This window comes from Streptomyces sp. NPDC002324 (genome assembly GCF_053593335.1).
The window spans coordinates 1-21,723 of record NZ_JBSFCF010000068.1; the positions used below are offsets into that span (position 1 = coordinate 1).

The window sequence follows — 21,723 nt, forward strand, 5'->3', positions numbered from 1 at the left end:
ACCGGAAGGGTGCCGGTGGCGCCGGCCGGCCGGACCAGGCGCGCGCGCACCTGCCCGGTGGGGCCGCCGGACACGGTGACCCACTCCTCGTCGACAGCGGGCTTGTCGATCTCTCCGGACTGCACCTCGTCGACCGTCTTGCGACCCTCCACCGGGCCGAGGTCGAAGAGGTACGGCGGGTTCGCGGTCGCCTCCGCGAAATCGGCGGCGGCGGGTTCGAGGACGGGGCGGGGGCCGGGGGTGGTGTCGGACATGGCGGTCTCCTCGCGTGGGGTGCCACCGGCAGGCTCGGCCGGCGCGGTTCGCCGGGTGCCGGCGGCACGCCATAAACGTATCGCACGACTAGATCGCGCACAACTAAGTCGCGCACGATATAATCGAGGTGACTGGAAGGTAGGGTGGGTGATCGTCATACAGAGCGCAGGACGGAGGAGCGACACCGTGAGCACAGTCGGCGACATCGCGGACACGACCGGAACGGCCCAGGACGCGGGCTTGGGCTCGGCACCGGTGCCGACACCGGCCCCGCCACCGGCTCCGGCACCGGGGCACGGCATGCTCCTGGACGACCAGCTCTGTTTCGCGCTGTACGCCGCCTCGCGCGCGGTCACGGCCCGCTACCGGCCGCTCCTCGACGAGTTGGGGCTGACCTATCCGCAGTACCTGGTCATGCTCGTGCTCTGGGAACAGGACTCGATCTCCGTACGCGACCTGGGCACCGCGCTCCAGTTGGAGTCCAGCACCCTCTCCCCGCTCCTCAAGCGCCTGGAGGCCGGTGGTCTGCTGCGCCGCGAGCGCCGTACGGACGACGAGCGCTCCGTCGCCATCCGCCTCACCGAGGCCGGAGCCCGGCTCCAGGAGCGGGCCCGGTCCGTCCCCGTGAACATCGGCGAGGCCATGGGACTCACCCCCGAACAGCACACCCTGACCAAGCAGTTGCTGCGGCTGCTCACGGCCAACGTCGGCCGGGAGTGACCGGCGAGGTCGATGCCGTCGCTGACTATCCTGCGACCGTGACCGACACCGAACCGACAAGGCCCCCCGACGAGCGGCCTCGCGACGAGCGACTTCACGACGAACGGCCTCACGACGAGCGGCTGCCCGGCATGCGGCTTCCCGACATGCCGCTGCACGATCCGTTCGTGGTCGCCGACGGGGCCACCCGCACCTACCACCTGTACACGTCCAACGATCCGGCCGTCTCGGGCGTGGACGGCACCGGCACGATGGTCTACCGCAGTGCCGACCTGCGGGACTGGACACGTCCCGTCGTGGTATTCCGGACCGACGAGCAGCCGGGGATCTGGGCGACGGACGGCGCGTGGGCGCCGGAGGTGCACGCATGGGACGGCAGGTACTACCTGTTCACCACGCTGCACGACGAGGGCAGGCTCCTCCCGGTGCCGGCCGCCGGCCGATGGGGCACGCCCTTCCAGCTGCCCCACCACATGCGCGGCACGGTCACGGCCGTGTCCGACTCGCTGCTGGGCCCGTTCACCGTCGTCGACCCCGGCCGGCCCACCCCGCCCGCGAACCTGATGACCCTGGACGGCACCCTGTACGTCGACCCGTCCGGTCAGCCCTGGATGGTGTACGCGCACGAGTGGCTGCAGACCGTCGACGGCACCATGGAGGCGATCCGGCTGGCCCCGGACCTGACCCGCACGATCGGCGACCCGGTCCTGCTGTTCAAGGCCTCGGACGCGTCCTGGCTCACCGAGCAGATCCCCGCCGGGGTCCCCCACCAGCTCGCGCCCTACATCACCGACGGCCCCCAGCCGTACCGGACGCCCGACGGCTCCCTGCTGATGCTGTGGTCCACGTACGAGAAGAACCTGGCCGGCGACGACGGCACCGTCAGCGGCGGCTATGTGCAGACCTACGCGGTCTCGCGGTCCGGCGACCTCGCGGGCCCGTGGGACCAACGACGGCCCCTGGTACGGGAGGACAGCGGCCACGGCATGCTGTTCCGCACCTTCGACGGCGGGCTGATGATGATCCTCCACCGCCCCTTCGAGAACGCCCGCGGCAAGCTCTACGAGATGCGCCTCGACGGCCACGAACTGACCGTGCTGCGGCGCCGCGACGACCTCGACGGCGGCGGGTGAGCCCCCGACCGAGGCCGTCGAGCCGCGGTCGGGTGCCGTGGGACACGGATCAGGTGCAGGTCAGGTAGTCGTGGCCGGCGAGCCGGGTGTTGCCGTCGCCGTCGGGGAAGGTGTGGTTGCCGTCCGCGTTGCGGCTGAGGTTGAAGTCGCGCACGATCCCGTCGTAGCGGAGGTTCGCGGTCTGGCCGTCGGCGGTGCTGCCGGACACGAAGTACAGCCACTTGTCCATGCGCCCGAAGGTCTCCCGGCCAACCGAACCGTCGACGCCGAGGCGAAGTACCTCTGGAGGTTCTCGGTCGAGCCATCGGTCCGGTGCCCGGTGAGCACCGCGGACACTGGCGACGAGGACCCGCCCCGGCGAGGAAACCCGCAGGTCACGGGAGAGTGAGACGCCGTCTCCTCAACTGCCTGCGGATTTACTGGGGTTGTGGGACGCCCGTGGGACGCTGCTCTCCAGCCACCTCAGCGCCGCCGGGCTGATCGCCGCTCTCGCCGTCTCCACGACGATCGTCGACACCTCGCCCTTCTCCACCAACGGCGCGCTTGTCCTCAGCAACGCCCGCGGGGTCGAACCCCGCCGCTTCTACCGCTGGTGCTGCCCTGGTCGTAGCGCATGGTGGACCGTGCCGGTGCGACGTGTTCGGCCGGGACCGAGGCGTCAGTCCGATCCCCCATCGTGATTCCCCACCGACGCCCGAGAATGATCGAGGGCCGGTTTCGGATGCCTCCGAAACCGGCCCTGAACTGCGACTTCGTAAAGTCGGGACGACAGGATTTGAACCTGCGACCCCTTGACCCCCAGTCAAGTGCGCTACCAAGCTGCGCCACGTCCCGCCGTGCTGTCCACGATGTCTCCTGTGAACACGCAGGTAAACCCTACCCTACGTACCCCTGACGTCCAGCTCGGACAAGTCCCGCGACGCCCCGGCGAGGTCGGCCTGGACGCGGGCACGGATGTGCAGGGTCAGTGCGGCCAGGTCGGCGCAGTACACGGACGGGTTGCGGAAGCCGCTCCCGGAGGCATAGCGGTGGGCGAAGAGTCCGCCCCCGCAGACGGCGAGCAGCGGGCAGCGGCCGCACGTGGGCCCCAACCCGTCGGCGCCGGACTGGCGTTGGCGGATCTGGGGTTGGTCGAGGACGTCGTCGAAGCTGTGGCGGAAAACATCGAGTCCCGTCTCGGGCGCACCCTCGTAGGCGACCTTGAGGGAGTCGGACTGCTCGATGGAGCCGTCCGTCTCGATCACGGCCAGGGTCGCCGGGGCCAGCCCCACCGACTCGGTACGCATCGAACCCCCGAGGACGCCCGCCATCAGCTCCTCGAAGAGGCGGACACCCGTCTCCCGTACGGGGGCGTCGTACCAACGGTCGAAGACCCGTCGCAGCCAGTCGGCGTACGGCGTCCCGTCCGGCCGGGCCGACTCCCCCTGGCCGGTCACCGGCGGGGCGGCGGGAATCCGGCCGCGCCGGTCCGCGAGGCCGGGCGGGGGTGTGTCCCAGGTGCCGTGCGGCAGCAGAAGGTCGACGCGTGGGGGGCGTGCGGCCAGCAGTGCCTCGTAGGTGTCGAGGGGGTCGTCGGCCAGGTCGATCGTGCACAACAGGCCCGCGTACAGGGGGCGGTACGGTGGCGATTCCAGGCGGGCGAGTCCCTCCGTCACCTGCCGGTGGCTGCCACCGCCCCGCGGGAAGCGCCGGTGCCGGTCGTGGCCCGTCCGTGTGCCGTCGAGGCTGACGCTGACGCCCACTCGATGCCGAAGGAGCACGTCGAGGACGTCGGGGGTGAGCAACACCCCGTTGGTCTGCATCGAGAAGCGGACGGGTACCCCCGACCTGGCCAGGCCCCGCCCGAGGACACCGAGCAGTTCCTCCAGCCGTCCGGCCCCGAGAAGCAACGGCTCCCCGCCGTGCAGCACGATCCGGACGTCCGGCAGGCCGTGGGTCGAGGCGTGCTCGGCGATACGCAGGGCCACCTGCTCGGCCACCGCCCCTTTCATGAGGCGGGGCTTGACGCGCCAACTGGTGTCGGCGGAGTGGTAGACGTAGCAGTAGTCGCAGTCCAGATTGCAGCGGCTGTGCACCTTGAGGACGAACTGCCGCAGGGACACGGGGGGCGGCTGGGCGGGGACGCGGTTCATTACACCGGCGCTTCGTACTCGAGCGACGATTCGAAATCGGTCAAGGGCGTACCGATCGGGTTCTGGGCCTCCCGCACAAGGCGGCGCAATACATGTCCGAGAGCACTGTTCTCGGACACTCCACAAAGACGATACCGGGGAGCCCAGATCGGGTGAGCGCTGGAATCGGCGCGCCCTGCAGGCGTATCCGTCAGGGAAAGGAAGGGGGACATCGGGCTCCTAACGGCCAAGCTGATGCGGGGAGTTCGCACAGCTGAGGATGTCGTAACCGTGAGCGGAGGATAACGGCTGTCTGTAACGCAATCGGCGAGGATCCGCACCGAGTGCCGCAGCACAGAACTCACCGAGCCGAGTGGAGCGCATTGTATTCGGCAGACCCCGGACAAGAAGGTGGACGGTGGTTCACAATCCGCGTCCGGTCGTACCCTGCTCTCCACCGCTGCTGACGTGAGGTGGCTTACTCCCAGGGTATGTACGGCGAGTTGCAGAGCTTCACTGTAGTGCTCTCTCGACTCCTTCGTTATATCAGCCACGGCGAGATCCCACCGACGGGTTGGAAGGCAGGGTGATGACGTCGCCGTGGTCAACGCTGGAGATCTTCAACGCCCTTGCGCGTGCTTCTCGTTCGAGAATGATCACCTCGCGGGCTGCCACGCCGACCGCGGCGTGGACGTCGAGGTCGATGAGGCAGGAGTACCGGGACGTCGTCAGCCGCGCCGCCCGACCGGGCCCCAGATACGGCACCTGTCGAGCGGGGTGCGTCGCGGTCCAACTCGCGGGCCACGACATTGAGTCACCCGAACGTCAGAGTCCCGCAGACCTCTTGTCTGCGGGACTCCGATGGCACTGCGTTCGCGAGAGTCGTGTCAGGTGACGGGCGGCTCGATGTCCGCGTCGATGGGCTGCCAGCGAGTGACCGCTCGGGTCATGGGATGGTCACCGCCGAGTTCCCCGCTCTTGCGGGCGTTCCGTTCGGCTTCCTGGTGCAGCCGTTCGGCCTCGTCGGGATCGTCCCGACGCAGTTCGGTCGCGAGGTTCGAGGTCGCGGCGATGGTGAGGTAATGATCGGGGCCGAGCACCTCTGTGAACCCCTCGTACGCCTCCCGCCCCAACGCGACGGCCTGTGCGTGGTCTCCGTTCTCGGACAGGTCCGTCGCGTGGTTCAGCATGCAGGTGAGGGTGTAGGGGTGGCGCGGCACGAGGAGTCGGCGAAAGCGCTCGAGGGTGCTCGTCGACAGTTCGAGCGCGGCTTCCGGCTCACCGGTCAGCCGACGCAGCACAGCCAGGTTGGTGCCGCTCGCGAGGGTGAAGACATGGTCCGGGCCGAACCGGCGCTTGTAACGCTCAAGTGTCTCCTCGGCGAGTTCCCGGCCCTGGACGGCCTCACCCCGGTCGTAGAGGTCCGCGCACAGGTTCGTCGCGATGGCGAGGGTGTCGGGGTGGTTGGGCTCCAGCTCCTTCAACGCCTGTTCGTAGGTCTCACTCGTCAGCTTGTACGCCGCTTCGTAGTCGCCGCGCCGACGGTACAGAACCGCTACCCCGAGAGAAGCGCGGAACGTGACGATGTGGTCGGCCCCCAGGGCCCGTCGGCTGCGCTTCAGTGTGTCCTCGGCGAGCTTCAACGCTTCCCGGAAGAACCCGGCGGCCCGCAGGTCGCGGGCGAAGTTGTTGGCGGAGTTGAGCGTGGCCCGCTCATCCGGCCCGGAGATCTCCCGGCGCTGTTTGAGGATCTCCCTGTTGGTGTCGCGCGCGGCCTTCCGGTCACCGGACAGGAATTCGGACACGGCGAGGTTGTTGGCGGCGGAGAGAGTGCGCGAATGGTTCTCACCGAAGACACGCCGAGTGCGCCGCAGGGTCTCCCGGTCGCTCTCCATGGCTTCGGCGTACCGGCCGACACTGCGCAGGTCGGAGCCGAGACTCATGGCCGCGCCCAGGGTGTAGGGGTGGTCCTCGCCCAGGATCCGGCTGCCCCGCTCGTAGACGTCACGCGTCACTTCGTACGCCTCGGGCAGGCGGCCCTGATCACGCAGCGCGTTGCCGAGTTCGGTGCGCAGCCTCAGGACGAGCGCGTCGTCCTCACCGAAGTGGGGTTGCCAGCTCCGGAGCACCCGTTCGGCCGTCCTGTTGGCGGTGTCGGCGTCGCCGCTGCGCCACAGGTACCGGACCGTGTCGCAGATCCAGTTCCGCACCGGGAGGTGGTCGCTCTCCTCCGCCCGGGTGGGCCACAGGTGCGGAAGGAGTGCGGCATAGCGCCGCCAGCTGTCGGACTCGTCGGGGACCTTGGGATTGGCCTGACCGAGAACGGCATGCGCCCGTTGCCGCATGCCGGTCTGTTCCTCGGGCGTGAGCTGGTCCCGGAGCACACGCTGGATCAGCCGGTGCAGTGTCAGCGTGTCCGTCCGCTGATCGACCTGGGCAAGACCGTTGCGGACGATCTCCCCGTAGAGCCGGCTCATCAGCAGTGGGTCGGACAGACTCGGGTCGTGCTGTTCGAGCAGTTCGAGGGAGGGCCGACTGCTGAGCATGTCTCGCGGGATCGGGTCGGGCCCGAAGAACGCGCACAGTTGGAGCAGTGCGGCCGCGGCCGGCGTACGGGATTTCAGCCGATCGAGTGACCAGCTTGCCGCTGCCGACGTCGGGTAGTCGGGGGCGGACTGGTTGCGCAGGATGTCGGTCATCTGAGTACGGAGCATCTCCACATAGGTGTCCACGGGCATCGCCGACTCCTGCAGCGAAGCGGCGGCGAGGCTCACGGCCAGTGGGAAATCCCCGAGTTCCTCAGCGACCCGGGCCGCGTCCGCGGGCTCCAGGTCGGGGTTGTAGCGACGCAACAGCGCAACGCTCTCCTCACGAGTGAAGAGGTCGACCTCGATGCGTTCGGCACGCTCGGCCCAGGCAGGGTTTCGCGAGGTGATGAGGATGTGATGACCGGGCCCACTGTCCGGAATCAGACCGCCGAGATCGGCCGGCTTCTCGGCGTTGTCGTACACGAGCAGCCAGCGCGCGTGGGGGGTGCCGCGACGCAGCTTGTCCAGAACCTCGTTGCATATGGCCGTCAAGTCCTTGCCACCGAGGGGCACACCGAGATGCCCGGCCAGCCTGTTCAGGTCCTGGCGGATCTGCGTCGGCTCGGCCGCGTTGATCCACCAGACGAGATCGTAGTCCGATTCGAAGCGGTAGGCGTACTCGAGCGCGACCTGTGTCTTGCCCACGCCGCCGAGGCCGTACAGCGCCTGGGGCAGCACGGCGGTGGTGCCGGAGAGCAAGCTGTCGCGCAGCCGTTCGATCAGTGTTCGACGGCCGGTGAAGACAGCGTTGCGCTGCGGTCGCCCCCCGATGGCCTGCGGTGGAGTACCGGGGAGTCGAGCGGCTGCGGCCAGGCCGGTGGCCGCCGGCCGCGACCCCGGCTCGACCGTGCCGACACGGTCGACGGTGGTCAGCAGGCGGGCCACGGCCTCCTCGGCGGAGACACCCGCAAGGCTGACCGCCGAAAGGGGGGCGAACTCGGCCGGGGGCGGTGAGTCATCGACACGGAGGGGCACGACCATGCCTATCTGGCCGGACGGGTCCCTGCGGCTGGTGCGCTGCCGGATCTCCCGGGCCTGGGGCAGGGCTGTGTACTGCGGGGAGAGCAGCAGCACCATGCGCCCCTCACCCGCGAGGGTGCGTTCCAGCCACGCCGGCGCCTCCTGTGGGGCGGCCGTGACGTCCTCGACCTCGATCGGGGCGAGCGTCGCCTCGTACCCGGCCGCCCGCAGCACGGTGACGGCCCAGTCCGCCCAGAGCCGGTCGGTGGCGGCGTAGCTGACGTAGAAGTCCTTGCGGATGATCGGGGAGGACCGTTCGTACTCCGCGCGCAGCGTCTGCCGGTAGCGCTCGGGCATATTGCTCAGCTGGGTCACCCGGTTGTCCGTGAGCCGGGCGGTCAGCCGTTCGAACGCGGCGAGCAGGGTGCCGTCCTGCCGCCGCTCGCCGACGGTCGCGGGTATCTCCTCGTAGGCGTAACTGGGCTTGTACGGGATCTCGACACTGCTCCAGTACTGGTCCTGCTCCTCGGGCGGTACCCAGTCCAGGAAGGGCGCGAACAGGTTTCGGGCCTGGTAGCGGCCGGCCTCAAGACGGTCACGGCCCGCGTCCTCGACGCGCATGGGGACGGGAACGATGCGGATGTCACGTCGCTGGGTGTCGGCGATCCGTCGGATCGAACGGGCGACGTGGGCTGCGCCGTTGACGCCTTGCCTGCTGAGCGTGAAGCAGTCCACGACGATGTCCGGCATGACGACCGTGCAGATGCTCGCGGTGTCACTGAGACCGGTCCGGCTGTCGATCAGCACATAGTCGTATCGTGCGGCCATGTCGTCGCGGAGCGCGGTGAGGAAGTCGGCACCGCCCATGCGGTAGAAGGTGCCCCAGTCGAAGGTGCTGACGGTGACCGCGTACGTGTCGGGGTCCTGTACGCCGGCCGGCAGCAGGTCCAGTTTGCCGCCCGGGGGCAGCCGTAGTTCCGTGCCGACGGCATACCGGTCGACCCGAGCCAGCTCCCGGGGATCGGGCTCGTCCGCGAGGCCGCCTCCGCCGGGCCGGGACGGGCCGGACGCTCCTGCGACGTCCACGCCGGATCCCACGCGCGGCACCACCGCGTGCCGGGCGAAGTTCTTGACCATCTCGATGACGCCGGCGCTCTCGGTGAGTTCGGGGTCGGCCAGCAGCGGCTGCAGGTAGGTGTGCAGTCCGGGAGCCTCCAGGTCCCAGTCGACCACCAGGACGCGCAGACCGTTGCTCGCGAGGATCCAGGCGGTGTTGACCAACGCCATGGTGCGGCCTGTACCACCCTTGAAGGAGTAGAAGGTGATGATGGTGCCCCGGCCGCGGTCGTCATGGGTCATCTTCCTGCTCCTTCTCAAACGGTGTCTGGTGGGAGGAGAGGCGGGCAGCGATCGGGGGTGCGAGTCCGGTACGGCTGCGCGGGGTGGCCACGGTGGTCAGAACGGGGAGCGAGGGGGACGTGGTCCGAGGCGTCTCCACAGAGTTGATCTTCAGGATCTCCAGAAAGGAGACGAGCTGGTTCTGCGCCTTCGCGATGACGGCGTGGAGGACGGCCTCGAACTGATCCGCACCGATGCCCGATTGCAGGAGCGGCAGGGGATCCCCGGCTCCCCTGGCCCAGTTGAACGGAAGGGCACCCCGGACCGCCTCCCAGTAGGCCTTGCCCCGGGGGCCGTCACCCGCCTCGTCCGGATCGCACGGCACTATGGCCGCGGAGCCCGGATGATTGCTGCGATCGTAGGCGCGCAGGGCCCGTCCGAACGGCTCGTCCGCCGCGGCCGAGGCCTCCACCAGGAGGACCGCGACCTGCCCCTGCCCACGAGCCTCGTCCAGGGTGGCGCCCAGCACGTCCGAGACGATCTCGGTCCGTACCGTGAAGCCACGCTCCTCCAGCAGGCTGCTCGCCCTTTCGACCAGTGGCTGAGGGGATTCGGCGTGGTAGGGGTTCCAGTCGGTCGGGCTCTGCCCATGGCAGCCCGGGTCGGTCGCCTTCCTGTGGGCGTTCGCCGAGGTCCGGGCGGCGACGAACAGCAGGGCCCTGCTGCCCGGTTCCGCCCGTTCGGTGGCGGACGGGAAGGGGCCCGCGGATCCCGGTCCGCTGATGTCCAGGTCGTTGACGGGCAGTATGCGGAAGTGCTCGGCGGCGACGAGGATCTGGTGCGCGATGTGATTGACGATGCGGCGGTACTCGTCGCCGCCCGGGTCCGAGACCAGAATGCGACGCAGGCCCGACTGCGCGTAGTTCTCGCCCAGATCGAGGTTGTCGTACTGAATGTGGGCCGCACCCGGGGGGATGTTCTGCACCGGCTCCCACAGAACGGGGATGAGTGCCTTCGCGTCCACACCCGTCACTGCTCTGTGGCTGCGCTGCCGGTCCTCGAACGCCTTCCACTCGCGACCGCAGAAGTCGCTGCGGAAGTAGTCGGGGGTGTACAGGGCCAGCATGGTCCGGCAGTGCCCCAGGGCTTCGCCCAGGGCCGCGTTCCAGTCCTGGCCCACTTGAATCGACTGAACGTCGAGAAACGGACGGTCGAAAGGAACCGCATCGCTCTTGTGTAATCGCCGTAGTTCTTGGCGCAATTCCGCGCACAGGTCGTCGTAGAACCGCTTGACGAGGACCCGGGGTCCGCGCCTGCGCGCATAACTCAGGAAGAAGTACGGTTCCAAGGAGCCCCCGACGCGCGTTCACGGGGTCCCTGTCGTGGGGTGGATGGGTTCTCGCGCCTCGGGAGGTGACCGACACCGGCGGAAGTGCGCGCGGTTCGGCTGCCTCCCACACCTCCTCACCCCCCAACCGGTACCCCTCAGCCTTAGCCTTGGTTGAGTCGTGCCGAGACGGACGACAATACCGCCGCCCGGCCCGACGGGCCCCTCTCCGGAGGGCCCGAAAGCATGCTTCCCCCGATCCTCGCGTCCAACGCCCGTTGAGACGGCCTGTTCACAAAGCGCTGCGAGGCGTCACCCCGCGCGCCCCGAGTCACGCTCCGGCTCGCGGACGGCGGGCGCGCGTTCCACGGGCGCCTCGACCGCCTCGACGAGGGGTGCCATCCCCGCGCGGATCCTGGAACGGACGTGGGTGATGAAGGCCGACAGGTCGTAGCAGTAGACGGACGGAGTGTCGAAGCCCGTCACGGGATGATGGCGGTGGGCGTAGAGCCCCCCGCCACAGACACGGGCCAGAGCACAGGCGCGGCAGACCTGGCCGAGACCGCGCAGCCCTGACTGTCTGCGTCGTATCGTCTCGTCCGCCAACGCCTCCGAGAAGGAGTGCCGGAAGACGTCCAGACCGGTCTCGGGCACCCCTTCGCCGACGACCTTCAGCGAGTCGGACTGCTCCATCGTCCCGTCAGCCTCCACCACCACGAGATCCACGGGTGCGAGCCCGAACGTCTCGGCGTTCACGGCACCACCGAGCACACCGGACATGACCTCCTCGAACATCCGGACCCTGGTCTCCTTGCGAGGCGCGTCGAACCAGCGGTCGAACGCGGCGATGAGCCAATCGGCGTACGGCGTCGGCTCGTCCGGTGGAACGACGACCGGTGGCCGCGCCGGCGGTAGGTCGCGGTGCCCCAGGCCGGCCGGCGGACTCACCCAAGTGCCGTGCGGCAAAAGGAAATCCACCCGGGGAGCCTCGAATTCCAACAGAGCCTCGTACGTCTCCACGGGATCATTGGCCAGGTCCACGGTGCACAACAGACCCACGAACAGCTCCCTGTGACGGGGGCTGTTCAACAGGCGCAGCGCGGCGGCGACACGCGCATGGCTCGGTCGGCCGTTCACGAACCGTCTGTGCCGGTCGTGTGCGGCGGGGGAACCGTCCAGGCTGACCGCCACGCCGACCGCGTGGCGGCGCAGCAGTGTGAGGATTTCCTCGTCGAGGAGGGTGCCGTTCGACTGCATCGAGCAGCGCACCTCGACCACGGTGGAGAGGCGTTCGGCAATGGCGGCGAGCAGTTCTCCCAGGTGTCTCTTGCCGACGAGCAGTGGTTCTCCCCCGTGCAGAATGATCCGCACCATGGGGAGGCCGTGCTCATGGACGTGTTCGGCTATGCGGTCGACGGCCCGACGCATGGTGTCGAGGGCCATCACCGCCGGGCGTCTGCGCCAACTCTGGTCCGCCGCAAAATACACATAGCAGTAGTCGCACGACAAATTGCATAAGCTATGTATTTTGAGCAGAAATTGCCGGAAGGGGACTGTTGACGTTCCCTCCGACTCGCACTCCGCCGTCGTCACAGCGCGCTTTCGAAGACGACGTCCGTCGTCTTCGACGACTTGTCCCGCTCCTGGAGATGGCGTCGCACGGCATGACCCAACACCGTGTCCATGCCCGCCACCAGCCGCAGCTGACCGGGCGACAAAGTCGAGATGTCGACCAGTTGCGTGCCGTTGTGGCTGTTCTGAGGCGCGTCCATGCCTTGCTGCCTCCCTGAGAGCCGATGGGCGCGGAAAGTGCGCCCCGCCCGGATACATTCCCTGTTCATGCTCTGTCAGTGCTCTTCGCACGTCCACACGACAGTTGACGTCGATCGAACCGAGCCCGGCGGGGGAGCATTGCAGCTCCTGTCCGCTCTTTCCTTGCCACCATGGCCGAATTCGGGCAGACGCCACGTCTGTCAGCGAGCAGTAGTGACACATGGCATAACCATCCGGCAAACGGAACCCATTGCTTCCGAAATGCCCGCGTGCCCGGATGCCCTTTACCTGCGCCGCACACCCGCAATCGGCCCGGACGGGCCGGCACAGCGTTCTTCGTCGAGGAAGTCGGCGGAACGCAGGTGTGTGTCACGGGTGTTGTCGGGCTCGTTCCCGGGGTCCCTCACCCGCGCAGGGCGACGCCCGCCCCCTCGGGGGCCGGGAAGGGGCGTCCGCGGTGCCTGCGGGTCGCTCCTGACGGCGACTGCCTTTCGGGGTCTCGATCCTCGTCGTGTGGTTCGCGTCGGTCAGGACCACACCCGTGGCCGGATGCCCTCGTGCGCCGCTTCAAGGATCGCCAGGGCGTCCGCCGTGGTCACCTGCCGGGGGTTGGGGTAGGCCTGTCCCGTCACCTCGGTCGCCGCACGTTGCAAGTCCGCCTGTTTCAGGCCGAGTTCGGACAGGGAGCGGGGCGCGCCGAGGTCGCCCGTCAGATTCCACAGGGCCTCGGCGGCGTCGGCGGTGTCCAGGGCACGGCCCAGTGCCGCCAGGGCGTCGGGCGCGGCCGGGGCGTTGTAGGCGAGGACGTGTGGCAGGACGACCGTGTGGGTCTCGGCGTGCGGGAGGCCGAAGGTGCCGCCGAGGACGTGGCACAGCTTGTGGTGCAGGCCCATGGTGGTCGCGCCGAGCGCGGTGCCGCACAGCCAGGCGCCGTAGAGGGCACGTCCGCGCGCCGCCAGGTTCGCGGGGTCGGCCGCCACCTCGCGGAGGGCGCTCGTCATGGCCCGGGCGCCCTCCTGCGCCGTCAGCGACACCAGCGGCGAGGCGTCCGGCGCGTACAGGGCCTCGGCGGCGTGGGCGACCGCGTTGATGCCGCTGGTCACGGAGAGGGGGACGGGGAGGGAGAGGGTGAGTTCGGCGTCGTAGACGACACTGCGCGGCAGGACCGACGGGGCGCGGCCGGTGCGCTTGGCGCCGTGCTCGGTCAGGCCCCAGACCGGGGTCATCTCGGAGCCGGAGTACGTCGAGGGCACGGCGATCAGCGGCAGTTCGGTGCGGAGCGCGATCGCCTTGCCCAGGCCGATCGCCGAGCCGCCGCCGACGGCCACGCAACCGTCCGCGCCCGCGTCCCGCGCCGCCCGGACCGCCAGGTCGGCCACCTCCACCGGCACGTGCTGGCGAGCCTGCGCGAACAGTCCGGCACACCCGTCGCCGAGTGAGCCGGCGACCGCGCGGGCCGTCCCGGCGCCCCGGGGGCCGCACACCACCAACAGCCGCCGCAGGCCCAGCCGTTCGGCCTCCCCCGCCACCGCGGTCACCGCCGCTCCGGGACGCATGACGATCCGCATGGGCCGGGCCTCGTACTCGAACTCCATCATGAACGCTCCGAGTCGTCCGTGCCGGAGGAGTCCCCTGTGCCGGAGGAGTCCCCTGTGCCGAGTACGAGGTCGAAACGGGCGTGACGGAACGGGTTGGGGATGCCGAACCGCCGGGCCAGGGGCGGGTCGTCGGTCTCCGTGAAGTCCTGGACGAGGCTCTCCTTCACCGCGAACACCGCGTCCGAGTCGAGGTGGTCGCTGCCGGCCACGAAGATGTGGGTGGTGACCGGGGTGTGTCCCTTCGCCGAGACGATGAAGTGGATGTGGGCCGGGCGGTAGGGGTGGCGGGATGTCGCCCGCAGGAGGTCGCCGACCGGACCGTCCGTGGGGATGGGGTACGGGCTCGGTACGCAGGTGCGGAACCAGAAGCGGCCGTCGGCGTCCGCCGTGAACAGTCCGCGGCCGTTGCCCGGCGGCTGGACGTCGGGCTGCTGGACGTCGTAGTAGCCCTCGGCGTCCGCCTGCCATACGTCGAGGACCGCGCCGGGCAGCGCGGTGCCGTCCGTGGACAGCACGCGCCCGCTGATCACGCACGGCTCGCCGCCGCCGACCAGGTCGATGTCCGCGCCGAGTTCGCGGACCGGGGACTCGGTCATGTGGAACGGGCCGAGGACCGTCGACTCGGTCACGCCGTCGTGCCCCCCGCTCTCGCCCCTCTCGCCCCTCCCCTCCCCCTCGTCACGCTCGTCCCGTCCACCCCGGCCCTCGCTGTTGATCGTCTCGACCAGCATCGAGATGCCGAGGACGTCCGACAGGAGGACGAACTCCTGCCGGGTGTCCGTACACGCTCGCCCGGTCGCCGTCAGGAAGGCGATGGCCTGTTCCCACTCGGCCATCGTCGGCTCGGCCTCGCGGACGAAGGCGTGCAGATGGCGGGTGAGGGCGGCGAGCAGTTCGCGCAGGCGCGGGTCGGCCGTGCCGTCGAAGCTGTCGACTACGGCCTCGGTGATCCGGGTGGTGTATTCGGTGGTCATGCCCCACTCCTACGAACGTTCAGGCGGCTCCGCCGGGGCGGAGCCGACAGCTGTTCCCCGCACGGGACGCACGCGACGCCCGCCCCGGGGACCTCCGCCTCAGGCACGCCCGAGGATGCGCCGCACCGCCTCCGTCAGCAACCGCTCGGCCTCCTCCGGGGACACGGCCGCCCGCGCGTGCCGGAAGGCGACGTACCCGTCCGGTCGTACGAGGAGGGCTCCGCCGTCGGCGACCTCGCTGAGCCGTGCCCAGTCGCCGTACGGGTCCTCGTACTCCTGGCCGGGGCCGATGACGGCGGTGGCGATCTCCAGCAGGTCCTGGGCGCCGGCGGCCCGGATCCAGTCGGCGCCGCCGATGCCGGTGAGCAGGGTGAAGCGGCCCTTGCCGACGGTGTCGAGCGTGGACAGGGTGCGGGTGCCGGAGGTGATCCAGGCGTGCGGGAGTTTGGCCCCGGGGCGGGAGGTGGGCTGGTGGTACAGCTCGGGGTCGCGGTCGAAGCCGGGGTCGGGGGTGCCGTCGGGGACGACGGCGGCGGAGCTCTCGGCGGAATACCGCTGGTTGAGTTCGACGCCGTGCGCGTTGAACTCGTACACCTTGAACCCGATCGCCTCGCGGAGCTTCGCCCGCTGCTTCTCGGCGGCCTCGGTGTCGTCCTTGCGGGCGGTGATGTTGGCCCACAGCTGCTCGGGGGTCTGCGGGGCGAGCCCGTCGAGCGCCTCGAAGACGGGGGCGGTCTCGCCGATGGACTTGTTGGCGCGGGTGACGATCTGCCGGCCGATCGGGGCGCGTTCGGCGGTGTAGGTGTCGAGGAGCGCGGGCGACGCGGTGCCGTCGAGGACGAGCTTGAGCTTCCAGGCCAGGTTGTAGGAGTCCTGGATGGAGGTGTTGGAGCCGAGGCCGTTGGACGGCGGATGGCGGTGCGTGGCGTCACCGGCGCAGAAGACGCGCCCGTTGGAGTACGTCTCCGCGTACATCTCGTTGACGGTCCAGGCCGAGGACGACCTGATGGTCACCGGGATCTCGTCGTCGCCGACCAGCCGGCGGACGATCGACTCGGCGTACTCGGTGGTCAGGTCGGGGGCGCCCGCGGTCACGTCGTAGCCCCAGACGATCAGCCACTCGTCCCAGGGCCGGACGCACCGGACCAGGCCCGCGCCGATACCGCCGACGGTGGCGCCGGGGGCCAGCACCCAGTAGAGGGTGGACGGGCGGTGCGCGGTGTACTTCGAGAGGTCGGCGTCGAAGACGATGTTGATGCTGCCGGCCACGCCCATCTGGCCGCCCATGGGCAGGCCGGCGTGCTCCGCCACCTGGGAGCGGCCTCCGTCGGCGCCGATGAGGTACTTGGCGCGGATGGTGTACTCGTCGCCGCGCAGCCGGTCCTCCACGGTGACCGTGACGCCCTCGTCGTCCTGGACGAAGGACTTGTAGACGGTGCTGAAGCGCAGGTTGGTGCCCCGCGCCACCGCCGCGTCGACGAGCACGGGCTCCATGAGGTGCTGCGGCATGTCGCACATACGGGTGGGGCTGGCCAGCTCGTGGGCGGCCTGGACGAGCGGGTCGTTGCCCCAGGAGCGGACTCGGCCCAGCTCCTCCCCGGCGAGGCTGGTGCAGAAGGTCGTGTCGCCCATCAGATCCTGCGGCGTGGCCCTCGCGACGACCTCGTCCTCGACGCCGAGGTCGCGCAGCACCTCCATGGTCCGCTGGTTGGTGATGTGCGCCCGGGGCGTCTCGGCGAGACGCGAGAAACGGGTCACCACGATGTTGGGGACGCCGTACGTACTCAGGGCGAGCGCGGCGGCGGCGCCCGCGGGGCCACTGCCCACGATCAGTACGTCGGTCACGACATCCGGCTCTACGGTGTGCACGAGAGACGCTCCAAGGAATGAGGACAGGCACGGCCGCTCAAGATCATGGAGGGCGGCGCGGGAGCGTGGGTGTCTCAACTTGAGACAGTGCGCACGGCTTGGCGGACGGACGTCGCACGGGGTGCGGCGGCAGGGCCGCAGGCCGGGGCCGTTCGAGAGCGGGCGGGCGTGGGGTGGGAGAGGGCGGATTCCGGCGGGCGGGTGGGCGGGCGTGGGGTGCGGGGGGATTCGGCGGGCGAGCGGGCGGCCGTAGCGCGGCAAGCGGGCGGTGCGGGCTCACCGGGCGGGGAATCCCGGGATGACGGCACGTTTTCGATCTCGCCGGGTACGGTGAGTGGTGTCGTGACCACAGTGGAGCAGCTTCCCGTCCACCCTGCCCTGGAATCGCTGGGCAGGGCCCGTGAGTTGTTCCTCGCGGGGCGTCAACTCCCGGACGGAGTACCGGAGGAGATCCTCGCCGCCTGGAGGCGCGCCCGGTTCTTCGGTCTACGGCACGACGTGCCGTCTTCCGCGACCGGGGCGGCCGAGGTGACCGGAGCAAGCGGCGCGGCCCCGAGGCCCGCCGCTCCGCCGCCGCGCGATGCCGTACGACCGGACGGGTGCGACCTGCTGGCCGCGGCGCGGCCGGTGCTCGAACGCCTCGCTCCCGCCGTGGGCACCGGGCGGGCGGCGCTCCTGCTGACCGACGAACGGCTGCGGGTGCTGTGGGCGACCGGATGCGCGCCCGGCGACCCCTTCTGCGAGGACCTCTCCGAACAGGTGGTCGGCAACAACAGCGCGGCGCTCGCGCTGCGCACCCGGCGCCGCGCCGAGGTGCACGGTCCGGAGCACTTCCTCGACCTGTGGCAGGACGTGTCGGCGGTCAGCGTGCCCGTGCTCGCGCCGGAGACCGGGCGGGCCGTGGGCACGGTGACGGTCACCACCGGACTGTGCGCCGACCGCGCCCCGCATCCGTGGGCGTCCCTCGCCGAGGCCGCGGCCGGTGCCGTCGAGGCGGAGCTGCTGGCGCGGTCGCAGCCCGCCGAGCGGGTCCTGCTGGACGCGTATCTGCGGGCCTCGCGGCAGCGGGGGCGGGCGGTGGTCGCCGTGGACGGCCGCAACCGGCTGGTCAGCGAGGCCGCGGGGCGGCTGCTGTCACCGGAGGGGTTGGACGCGCTGGAGCGGAGCGTCGTCGCGCTGTTACGGGACGGCGGCACCGGGAGCAGGCATGCGGCGGGTGACCACGCGGGGACGGCCTCGCCGGAAGCGGTGTCCGCGGCAGGGGCCGAAGCCGTCACGGACACCACCGCGCCCGTGCCCGCGCCCGCTTCGCCGTCCGTGCCCGCGCCCGTTCCCGTCCCCGCTTCGGCGTCCGGCGCGATGACCATGACCGCCGCCGCCACGGACTCGTACCGCGTCCGGCTGCCGGACGGTGTGCGGTGTTCGGCGAAGGTCTCCCCGGTGGCCCACCGGGGGTCGGTCATCGGCGCGGTGGCCGTGCTGGAGCCGCTGGGATCCAGTGGCTCCCTGCCGCTCGGACGGGGTGTCGTGGCACTGGCCGGGCGCTCGGTGCCGTGGCGGTACGCGGCCGGCCGGGCGGCGGAGCTGGCCCGGTCGTCCGAGCCGCTGCTGCTCGTCGGCGAACGCGGTACCGGCAAGACCGCGCTCGCCCGTGAACTGGCGCCCGAGCTGCTGGTCGTGGACGCGGCGGAGGGTGAACTGGGCTCGGTGCTCCATGCGCTGAGGGAGGGGCACACGCTTCTCATCCGCCATGTGGAGCGCCTCGCGCAGCCCGACACCGCGACGCTCAACTCACTCCTCGCCTCGCATCCGGGGACACCGCTGCTGGCCACCTACACCCCCGGAGCGCCGCCCAGCCCCTGCCTCCAGCGCCTCCTGGACAGGCTCGCCGCCCGGTCCGTCACCCTCCCCGCCCTCCGTGAACGGCCGGAGGACATAAGGGAGTTACTGACGGCCCTGGCCCCGAAGCCGGTACCGGGTCAGCCGCCGCTCACCTGGACACTGGACGCCCTGCGGGCCCTGGAGCAGCATCCGTGGCCCGGCAATGTCACCGAACTCGTGCATCTGGTCCGGGCACTGGCCGAACAGCGGCGCGTGTCCGGGCCCGTCGTGCGCGCCGAACTGCCGGATCCCGTCCGCGAGGGCCCGGCCGCCCGGCGCCTGAGCCCCATGGAGCACGCGGAACGCTCCGCCATACTGGAGGCCCTGCGCCGCAACGGCGGCAACAAGGCCCGCGCGGCGGCGTCGCTGGGCATCGCCCGTGCCACGCTGTACCGGAAGCTCCGGGGGTACCGGAGCTGAGGCCGAGCCGTTCGGGCACGGGAGCGGCGGTGCCGGGCGGCCGTCGTGTGGCGATCATCGGACGGCCGCACGACCATGGGAAAGCCGCTTCACCCGTACGGCCCGTTTGCCAGGAAGGTGGTAGCCGATGTGCAGGTGGCTCGCCTATTCGGGAACGCCCATCCTGCTCGACACGATCCTCTACCGGCCGGCGCACTCTCTGATCGACCAGAGTCTGCACTCCCGGCTGGGTGTCGAGACCACCAACGGCGACGGGTTCGGCATCGGCTGGTACTCGGCCGACCTGGACACCCCCGCGATCTTCCGTGACATCGGTCCGGCCTGGAGCAACCGCAATCTGCGGGAGATCGCCGACCATGTCCGCTCCCCGCTCTTCTTCGCCCACATCCGGGCGTCGACCGGTACGGCGGTGCAGCAGACCAACAGCCATCCCTTCCGGCACGGCCGCTGGATGTGGATGCACAACGGCGCGATCGCGGACTTCCACCGCATACGGCGGGACCTCTCCCTGGCCGTCGACCCGGAGCTGTTCGCCGACATCGAGGGGCAGACGGACTCGGAGCTGATGTTCTACCTGGCGCTCACGCTCGGGCTGGAGGAGGACCCTCCGGGCGCGGTCGCGCGGATGGCGGGCCTGGTGGAGCGGGTCGGTCGCGAGCACGGGGTGGAGTTCCCGCTGCAGATGACGGTCGCCGTGACGGACGGAGAGGCGTTGTGGGCCTTCCGTTACTCCAGCCAGAAGCAGTCACGCTCGCTGTTCTACAGCACCCGGGTGGAGACGTTGCGCGCGCTCCACCCCGACCTGTCGTTCCTGCGGGAGGTGTCCGACGAGACCCGGCTCATCGTCTCCGAGCCTCTGGGCGACATGCCCGGCGCCTGGAACGAGGTCCCCGAGAGCAGCTACGGCGTCGTCCGGCCCGGCGAGGACGTCCTCGGTGTCTTCACCCCACAGCCCGTGTAGCCGCCCGGTGACATGCTCCGTTTCCGGTCCGCGACCCTGCTCAGGGCACCGGAATGATGTCGGGGACCCTGCTCAGTGCACCGGAATGATGTCGGGGGCGCCGAGCCGTACCGCGTCGGCGGTCTGGTCGTCCGGTTGCTGCTGGGCCTCGCGTTCGGCGGCCACCCGCTTCAGGTAATGGTTGACCTCACGGTCCCAGTGCGCTTGGTCCCACCCCAGGTGAGGCGCCATCAGTTCCACGACGGTCTGCGCCGCGTCCACACCACGGTCCCAGGACTCGATGGAGATCCGGGTACGTCGGGCGAGCACGTCCTCCAGGTGGCGGGCACCCTCATGGGTCACCGCGTAGACAGCCTCGACCCGCAGGTAGTCGTCGGAGCTCGGCAACGGCTCGCCGAGCGAGGAGTCGGCAGCGACCATGGCGAGCAGCTCGTGCACCAGGGAGCCGTAGCGGTTCAACAGGTGCTCGATGCGGGCGACATGCAGCCCGGAGCACTCGGCGAGGTTGTGGCGGGAGTTCCACAGGGCCGGGTAGCCGTCGGCGCCGAGCAGCGGAACGCGTTGCGTGATGCAGTCGGGCACTTTCTCGTCCAGGCCGCGAGCCGCCTCGTCGACTGCGTCCTTGGCCATCACCCGATAGGTCGTGTACTTGCCGCCGGCCACCACGACGAGACCGGGTACCGGATGTGCGACCAGGTGCTCCCGTGACAGTTTGCTGGTTTCCGCGGCCTCGCCGGACAGGAGGGGACGCAGACCGGCGTAGACGCCTTCGACATCCTCCGCGACCAAAGGTGTGGCCAGGACACTGTTGACGTGTTCCAGCAGGTAGGTGACGTCCTGGGAGCTGAGGGCGGGATGGGCCTTGTCGAGTGTCCAGTCGGTGTCGGTGGTCCCGATGATCCAGTGTCGTCCCCAGGGGATGACGAAGAGCACGCTCTTCTCGGTGCGGAGGATCAGCCCGGTGCGGGAGTTGATCCGGTCACGGGGGACCAGCAGGTGTACGCCCTTGGAGGCGCGGACGTGGAACTGGCCGCGCGTGCCGGCGAGGGCCTGGGTGTCGTCGGTCCACACGCCGGTCGCGTTGATGACCTGCTTGGCTCGCACCTCTGTCTCGTCGCCGGTCTCCAGATCCGTGACAGCGGCTCCCACCACCCGCTCGCCCTGCCGCAGGAAGCGGCTGACACGGGTGCGGTTGGCGGCCAGCGCTCCGTAGGCGACGGCCGTGCGGGCGAGGAACATGGTGTGCCGGGCGTCGTCGACCTGGGCGTCCCAGTACTGGATGGCGCCGACCAGGGCGTCGGAGCGCAGCGCGGGCGCCTCCTGCAGGGCCCGGCGCTTGAGTAGGTGGCGGTGATGGGGCAGACCTCTGGAGGTACCGGCGGCCGCAGCCATGGTGTCGTACAGCAGCACGCCGGCGCCGACGTACGGACGTTCCGTGATCCGGTGTCGCAGGGGGTAGAGGAACGGCACCGGACGCACCAGATGAGGGGCCAGGAACCGAAGCAGGAGTCCGCGCTCCTTCAGGGCTTCGGCGACGAGCCGGAAGTCCAGCATCTCCAGGTAGCGCAGGCCGCCGTGGATGAGTTTGCTGGAGCGGCTGGACGTGCCCGAGGCCCAGTCCCGGGCTTCGACCAGGCCGACTCTCAGGCCCCGGGTTGCGGCGTCCAGGGCCGCTCCGGCGCCGACGACGCCGCCCCCGACGACGAGGACGTCCAGCTCACCCTCTCCCAGTCGGACGAGGGCCTCCGCGCGTGCCCCGGGCGAGAGAGCCACCGGGTTCGCCATGGTCTCCTCCTCGTGCAGCGGGTGCGGGTG

The 21,723-nt window shown here is 70.2% G+C and carries 14 protein-coding genes, 1 tRNA gene and 2 pseudogenes; 5 read left to right on the top strand and 12 right to left on the bottom strand.

All coding sequences use genetic code 11. The features are described 5' to 3' along the window. A pseudogene (locus ACWCRJ_RS43125) lies at window positions 1-254 on the bottom strand (esterase); the annotation flags it as partial. A 187-nt stretch (window positions 255-441) separates the two neighbouring features. Here ACWCRJ_RS43125 and ACWCRJ_RS43130 point away from each other — a divergent pair. Continuing rightward, entirely contained in the window at window positions 442-975 is a 534-nt protein-coding gene (locus tag ACWCRJ_RS43130) for a MarR family winged helix-turn-helix transcriptional regulator (RefSeq protein WP_450944455.1), read from the top strand. 131 nt (window positions 976-1,106) lie between these two features. After that, complete coding sequence (locus ACWCRJ_RS43135; RefSeq protein ID WP_450944473.1) at window positions 1,107-2,108, top strand: glycoside hydrolase family 43 protein; 1,002 nt, start codon at window positions 1,107-1,109, stop codon at window positions 2,106-2,108. Window positions 2,109-2,157: 49 nt separating this feature from the next. Here ACWCRJ_RS43135 and ACWCRJ_RS43140 read toward each other — a convergent pair whose 3' ends face one another. After that, window positions 2,158-2,337, bottom strand: a complete 180-nt coding sequence (locus tag ACWCRJ_RS43140; RefSeq protein WP_450944456.1) for a hypothetical protein — start codon at window positions 2,335-2,337, stop codon at window positions 2,158-2,160. 217 nt (window positions 2,338-2,554) lie between these two features. On the opposite strand from ACWCRJ_RS43140, the pseudogene ACWCRJ_RS43145 reads away from it, so the two are divergent. After that, window positions 2,555-2,698: pseudogene (locus ACWCRJ_RS43145) on the top strand (SLC13 family permease); the annotation flags it as partial. Window positions 2,699-2,868: 170 nt separating this feature from the next. Here the strand turns inward: ACWCRJ_RS43145 and ACWCRJ_RS43150 are convergent. The 9 genes from ACWCRJ_RS43150 to ACWCRJ_RS43190 all read right to left on the bottom strand — a co-directional run bounded on the left by ACWCRJ_RS43150 (window position 2,869) and on the right by ACWCRJ_RS43190 (window position 16,646). Then, window positions 2,869-2,942: transfer RNA gene (locus ACWCRJ_RS43150), tRNA-Pro, on the bottom strand. 47 nt (window positions 2,943-2,989) lie between these two features. After that, a complete protein-coding gene (locus ACWCRJ_RS43155) occupies window positions 2,990-4,240 on the bottom strand; it encodes an FxsB family cyclophane-forming radical SAM/SPASM peptide maturase (RefSeq protein ID WP_450944457.1) in 1,251 nt (416 codons plus the stop codon). Between the two features lie 866 nt (window positions 4,241-5,106). After that, the gene (fxsT, locus tag ACWCRJ_RS43160) at window positions 5,107-9,126 is read right to left on the bottom strand and encodes an FxSxx-COOH system tetratricopeptide repeat protein (protein WP_450944458.1); all 4,020 of its coding nucleotides are present in this window, start codon (window positions 9,124-9,126) and stop codon (window positions 5,107-5,109) included. Then, a complete protein-coding gene (locus ACWCRJ_RS43165; protein WP_450944459.1) occupies window positions 9,116-10,453 on the bottom strand; it encodes a TIR-like protein FxsC in 1,338 nt (445 codons plus the stop codon). The genes fxsT and ACWCRJ_RS43165 overlap by 11 nt, the downstream gene beginning before the upstream one ends. Before the next feature lie 291 nt (window positions 10,454-10,744). Further along, window positions 10,745-12,025 carry an FxsB family cyclophane-forming radical SAM/SPASM peptide maturase gene (locus tag ACWCRJ_RS43170; protein ID WP_450944460.1) on the bottom strand — a complete coding sequence of 427 codons (1,281 nt, stop codon included), beginning with the start codon at window positions 12,023-12,025 and terminating at the stop codon, window positions 10,745-10,747. Continuing rightward, on the bottom strand, window positions 12,022-12,204 hold the full coding sequence (gene fxsA, locus ACWCRJ_RS43175) for an FxSxx-COOH cyclophane-containing RiPP peptide (protein WP_005484502.1): 183 nt from the start codon (window positions 12,202-12,204) through the stop codon (window positions 12,022-12,024). The genes ACWCRJ_RS43170 and fxsA overlap by 4 nt, the downstream gene beginning before the upstream one ends. Window positions 12,205-12,732: 528 nt before the next feature. Then, window positions 12,733-13,800 (bottom strand): maleylacetate reductase, encoded by a 1,068-nt coding sequence (locus tag ACWCRJ_RS43180; RefSeq protein WP_450944474.1) that lies wholly within the window; start codon window positions 13,798-13,800, stop codon window positions 12,733-12,735. Continuing rightward, window positions 13,800-14,777 (bottom strand): dioxygenase family protein, encoded by a 978-nt coding sequence (locus tag ACWCRJ_RS43185; protein WP_450944461.1) that lies wholly within the window; start codon window positions 14,775-14,777, stop codon window positions 13,800-13,802. The genes ACWCRJ_RS43180 and ACWCRJ_RS43185 overlap by 1 nt, the downstream gene beginning before the upstream one ends. Before the next feature lie 99 nt (window positions 14,778-14,876). Further along, window positions 14,877-16,646: an FAD-dependent oxidoreductase gene (locus ACWCRJ_RS43190; protein ID WP_450944462.1), complete on the bottom strand. Its 1,770-nt coding sequence runs from the start codon at window positions 16,644-16,646 to the stop codon at window positions 14,877-14,879. Between the two features lie 342 nt (window positions 16,647-16,988). Here ACWCRJ_RS43190 and ACWCRJ_RS43195 point away from each other — a divergent pair, with 342 nt between their 5' ends. Continuing rightward, on the top strand, window positions 16,989-18,947 hold the full coding sequence (locus tag ACWCRJ_RS43195) for a helix-turn-helix domain-containing protein (RefSeq protein ID WP_450944463.1): 1,959 nt from the start codon (window positions 16,989-16,991) through the stop codon (window positions 18,945-18,947). Between the two features lie 127 nt (window positions 18,948-19,074). Next, window positions 19,075-19,908, top strand: coding sequence for a class II glutamine amidotransferase (locus ACWCRJ_RS43200; protein ID WP_450944464.1), 834 nt, complete (start codon window positions 19,075-19,077; stop codon window positions 19,906-19,908). Between the two features lie 72 nt (window positions 19,909-19,980). On the opposite strand, the gene ACWCRJ_RS43205 is transcribed toward ACWCRJ_RS43200, so the two are convergent. After that, complete coding sequence (locus ACWCRJ_RS43205; RefSeq protein WP_450944465.1) at window positions 19,981-21,693, bottom strand: glycerol-3-phosphate dehydrogenase/oxidase; 1,713 nt, start codon at window positions 21,691-21,693, stop codon at window positions 19,981-19,983. Between the last annotated feature and the right edge of the window lie 30 nt (window positions 21,694-21,723).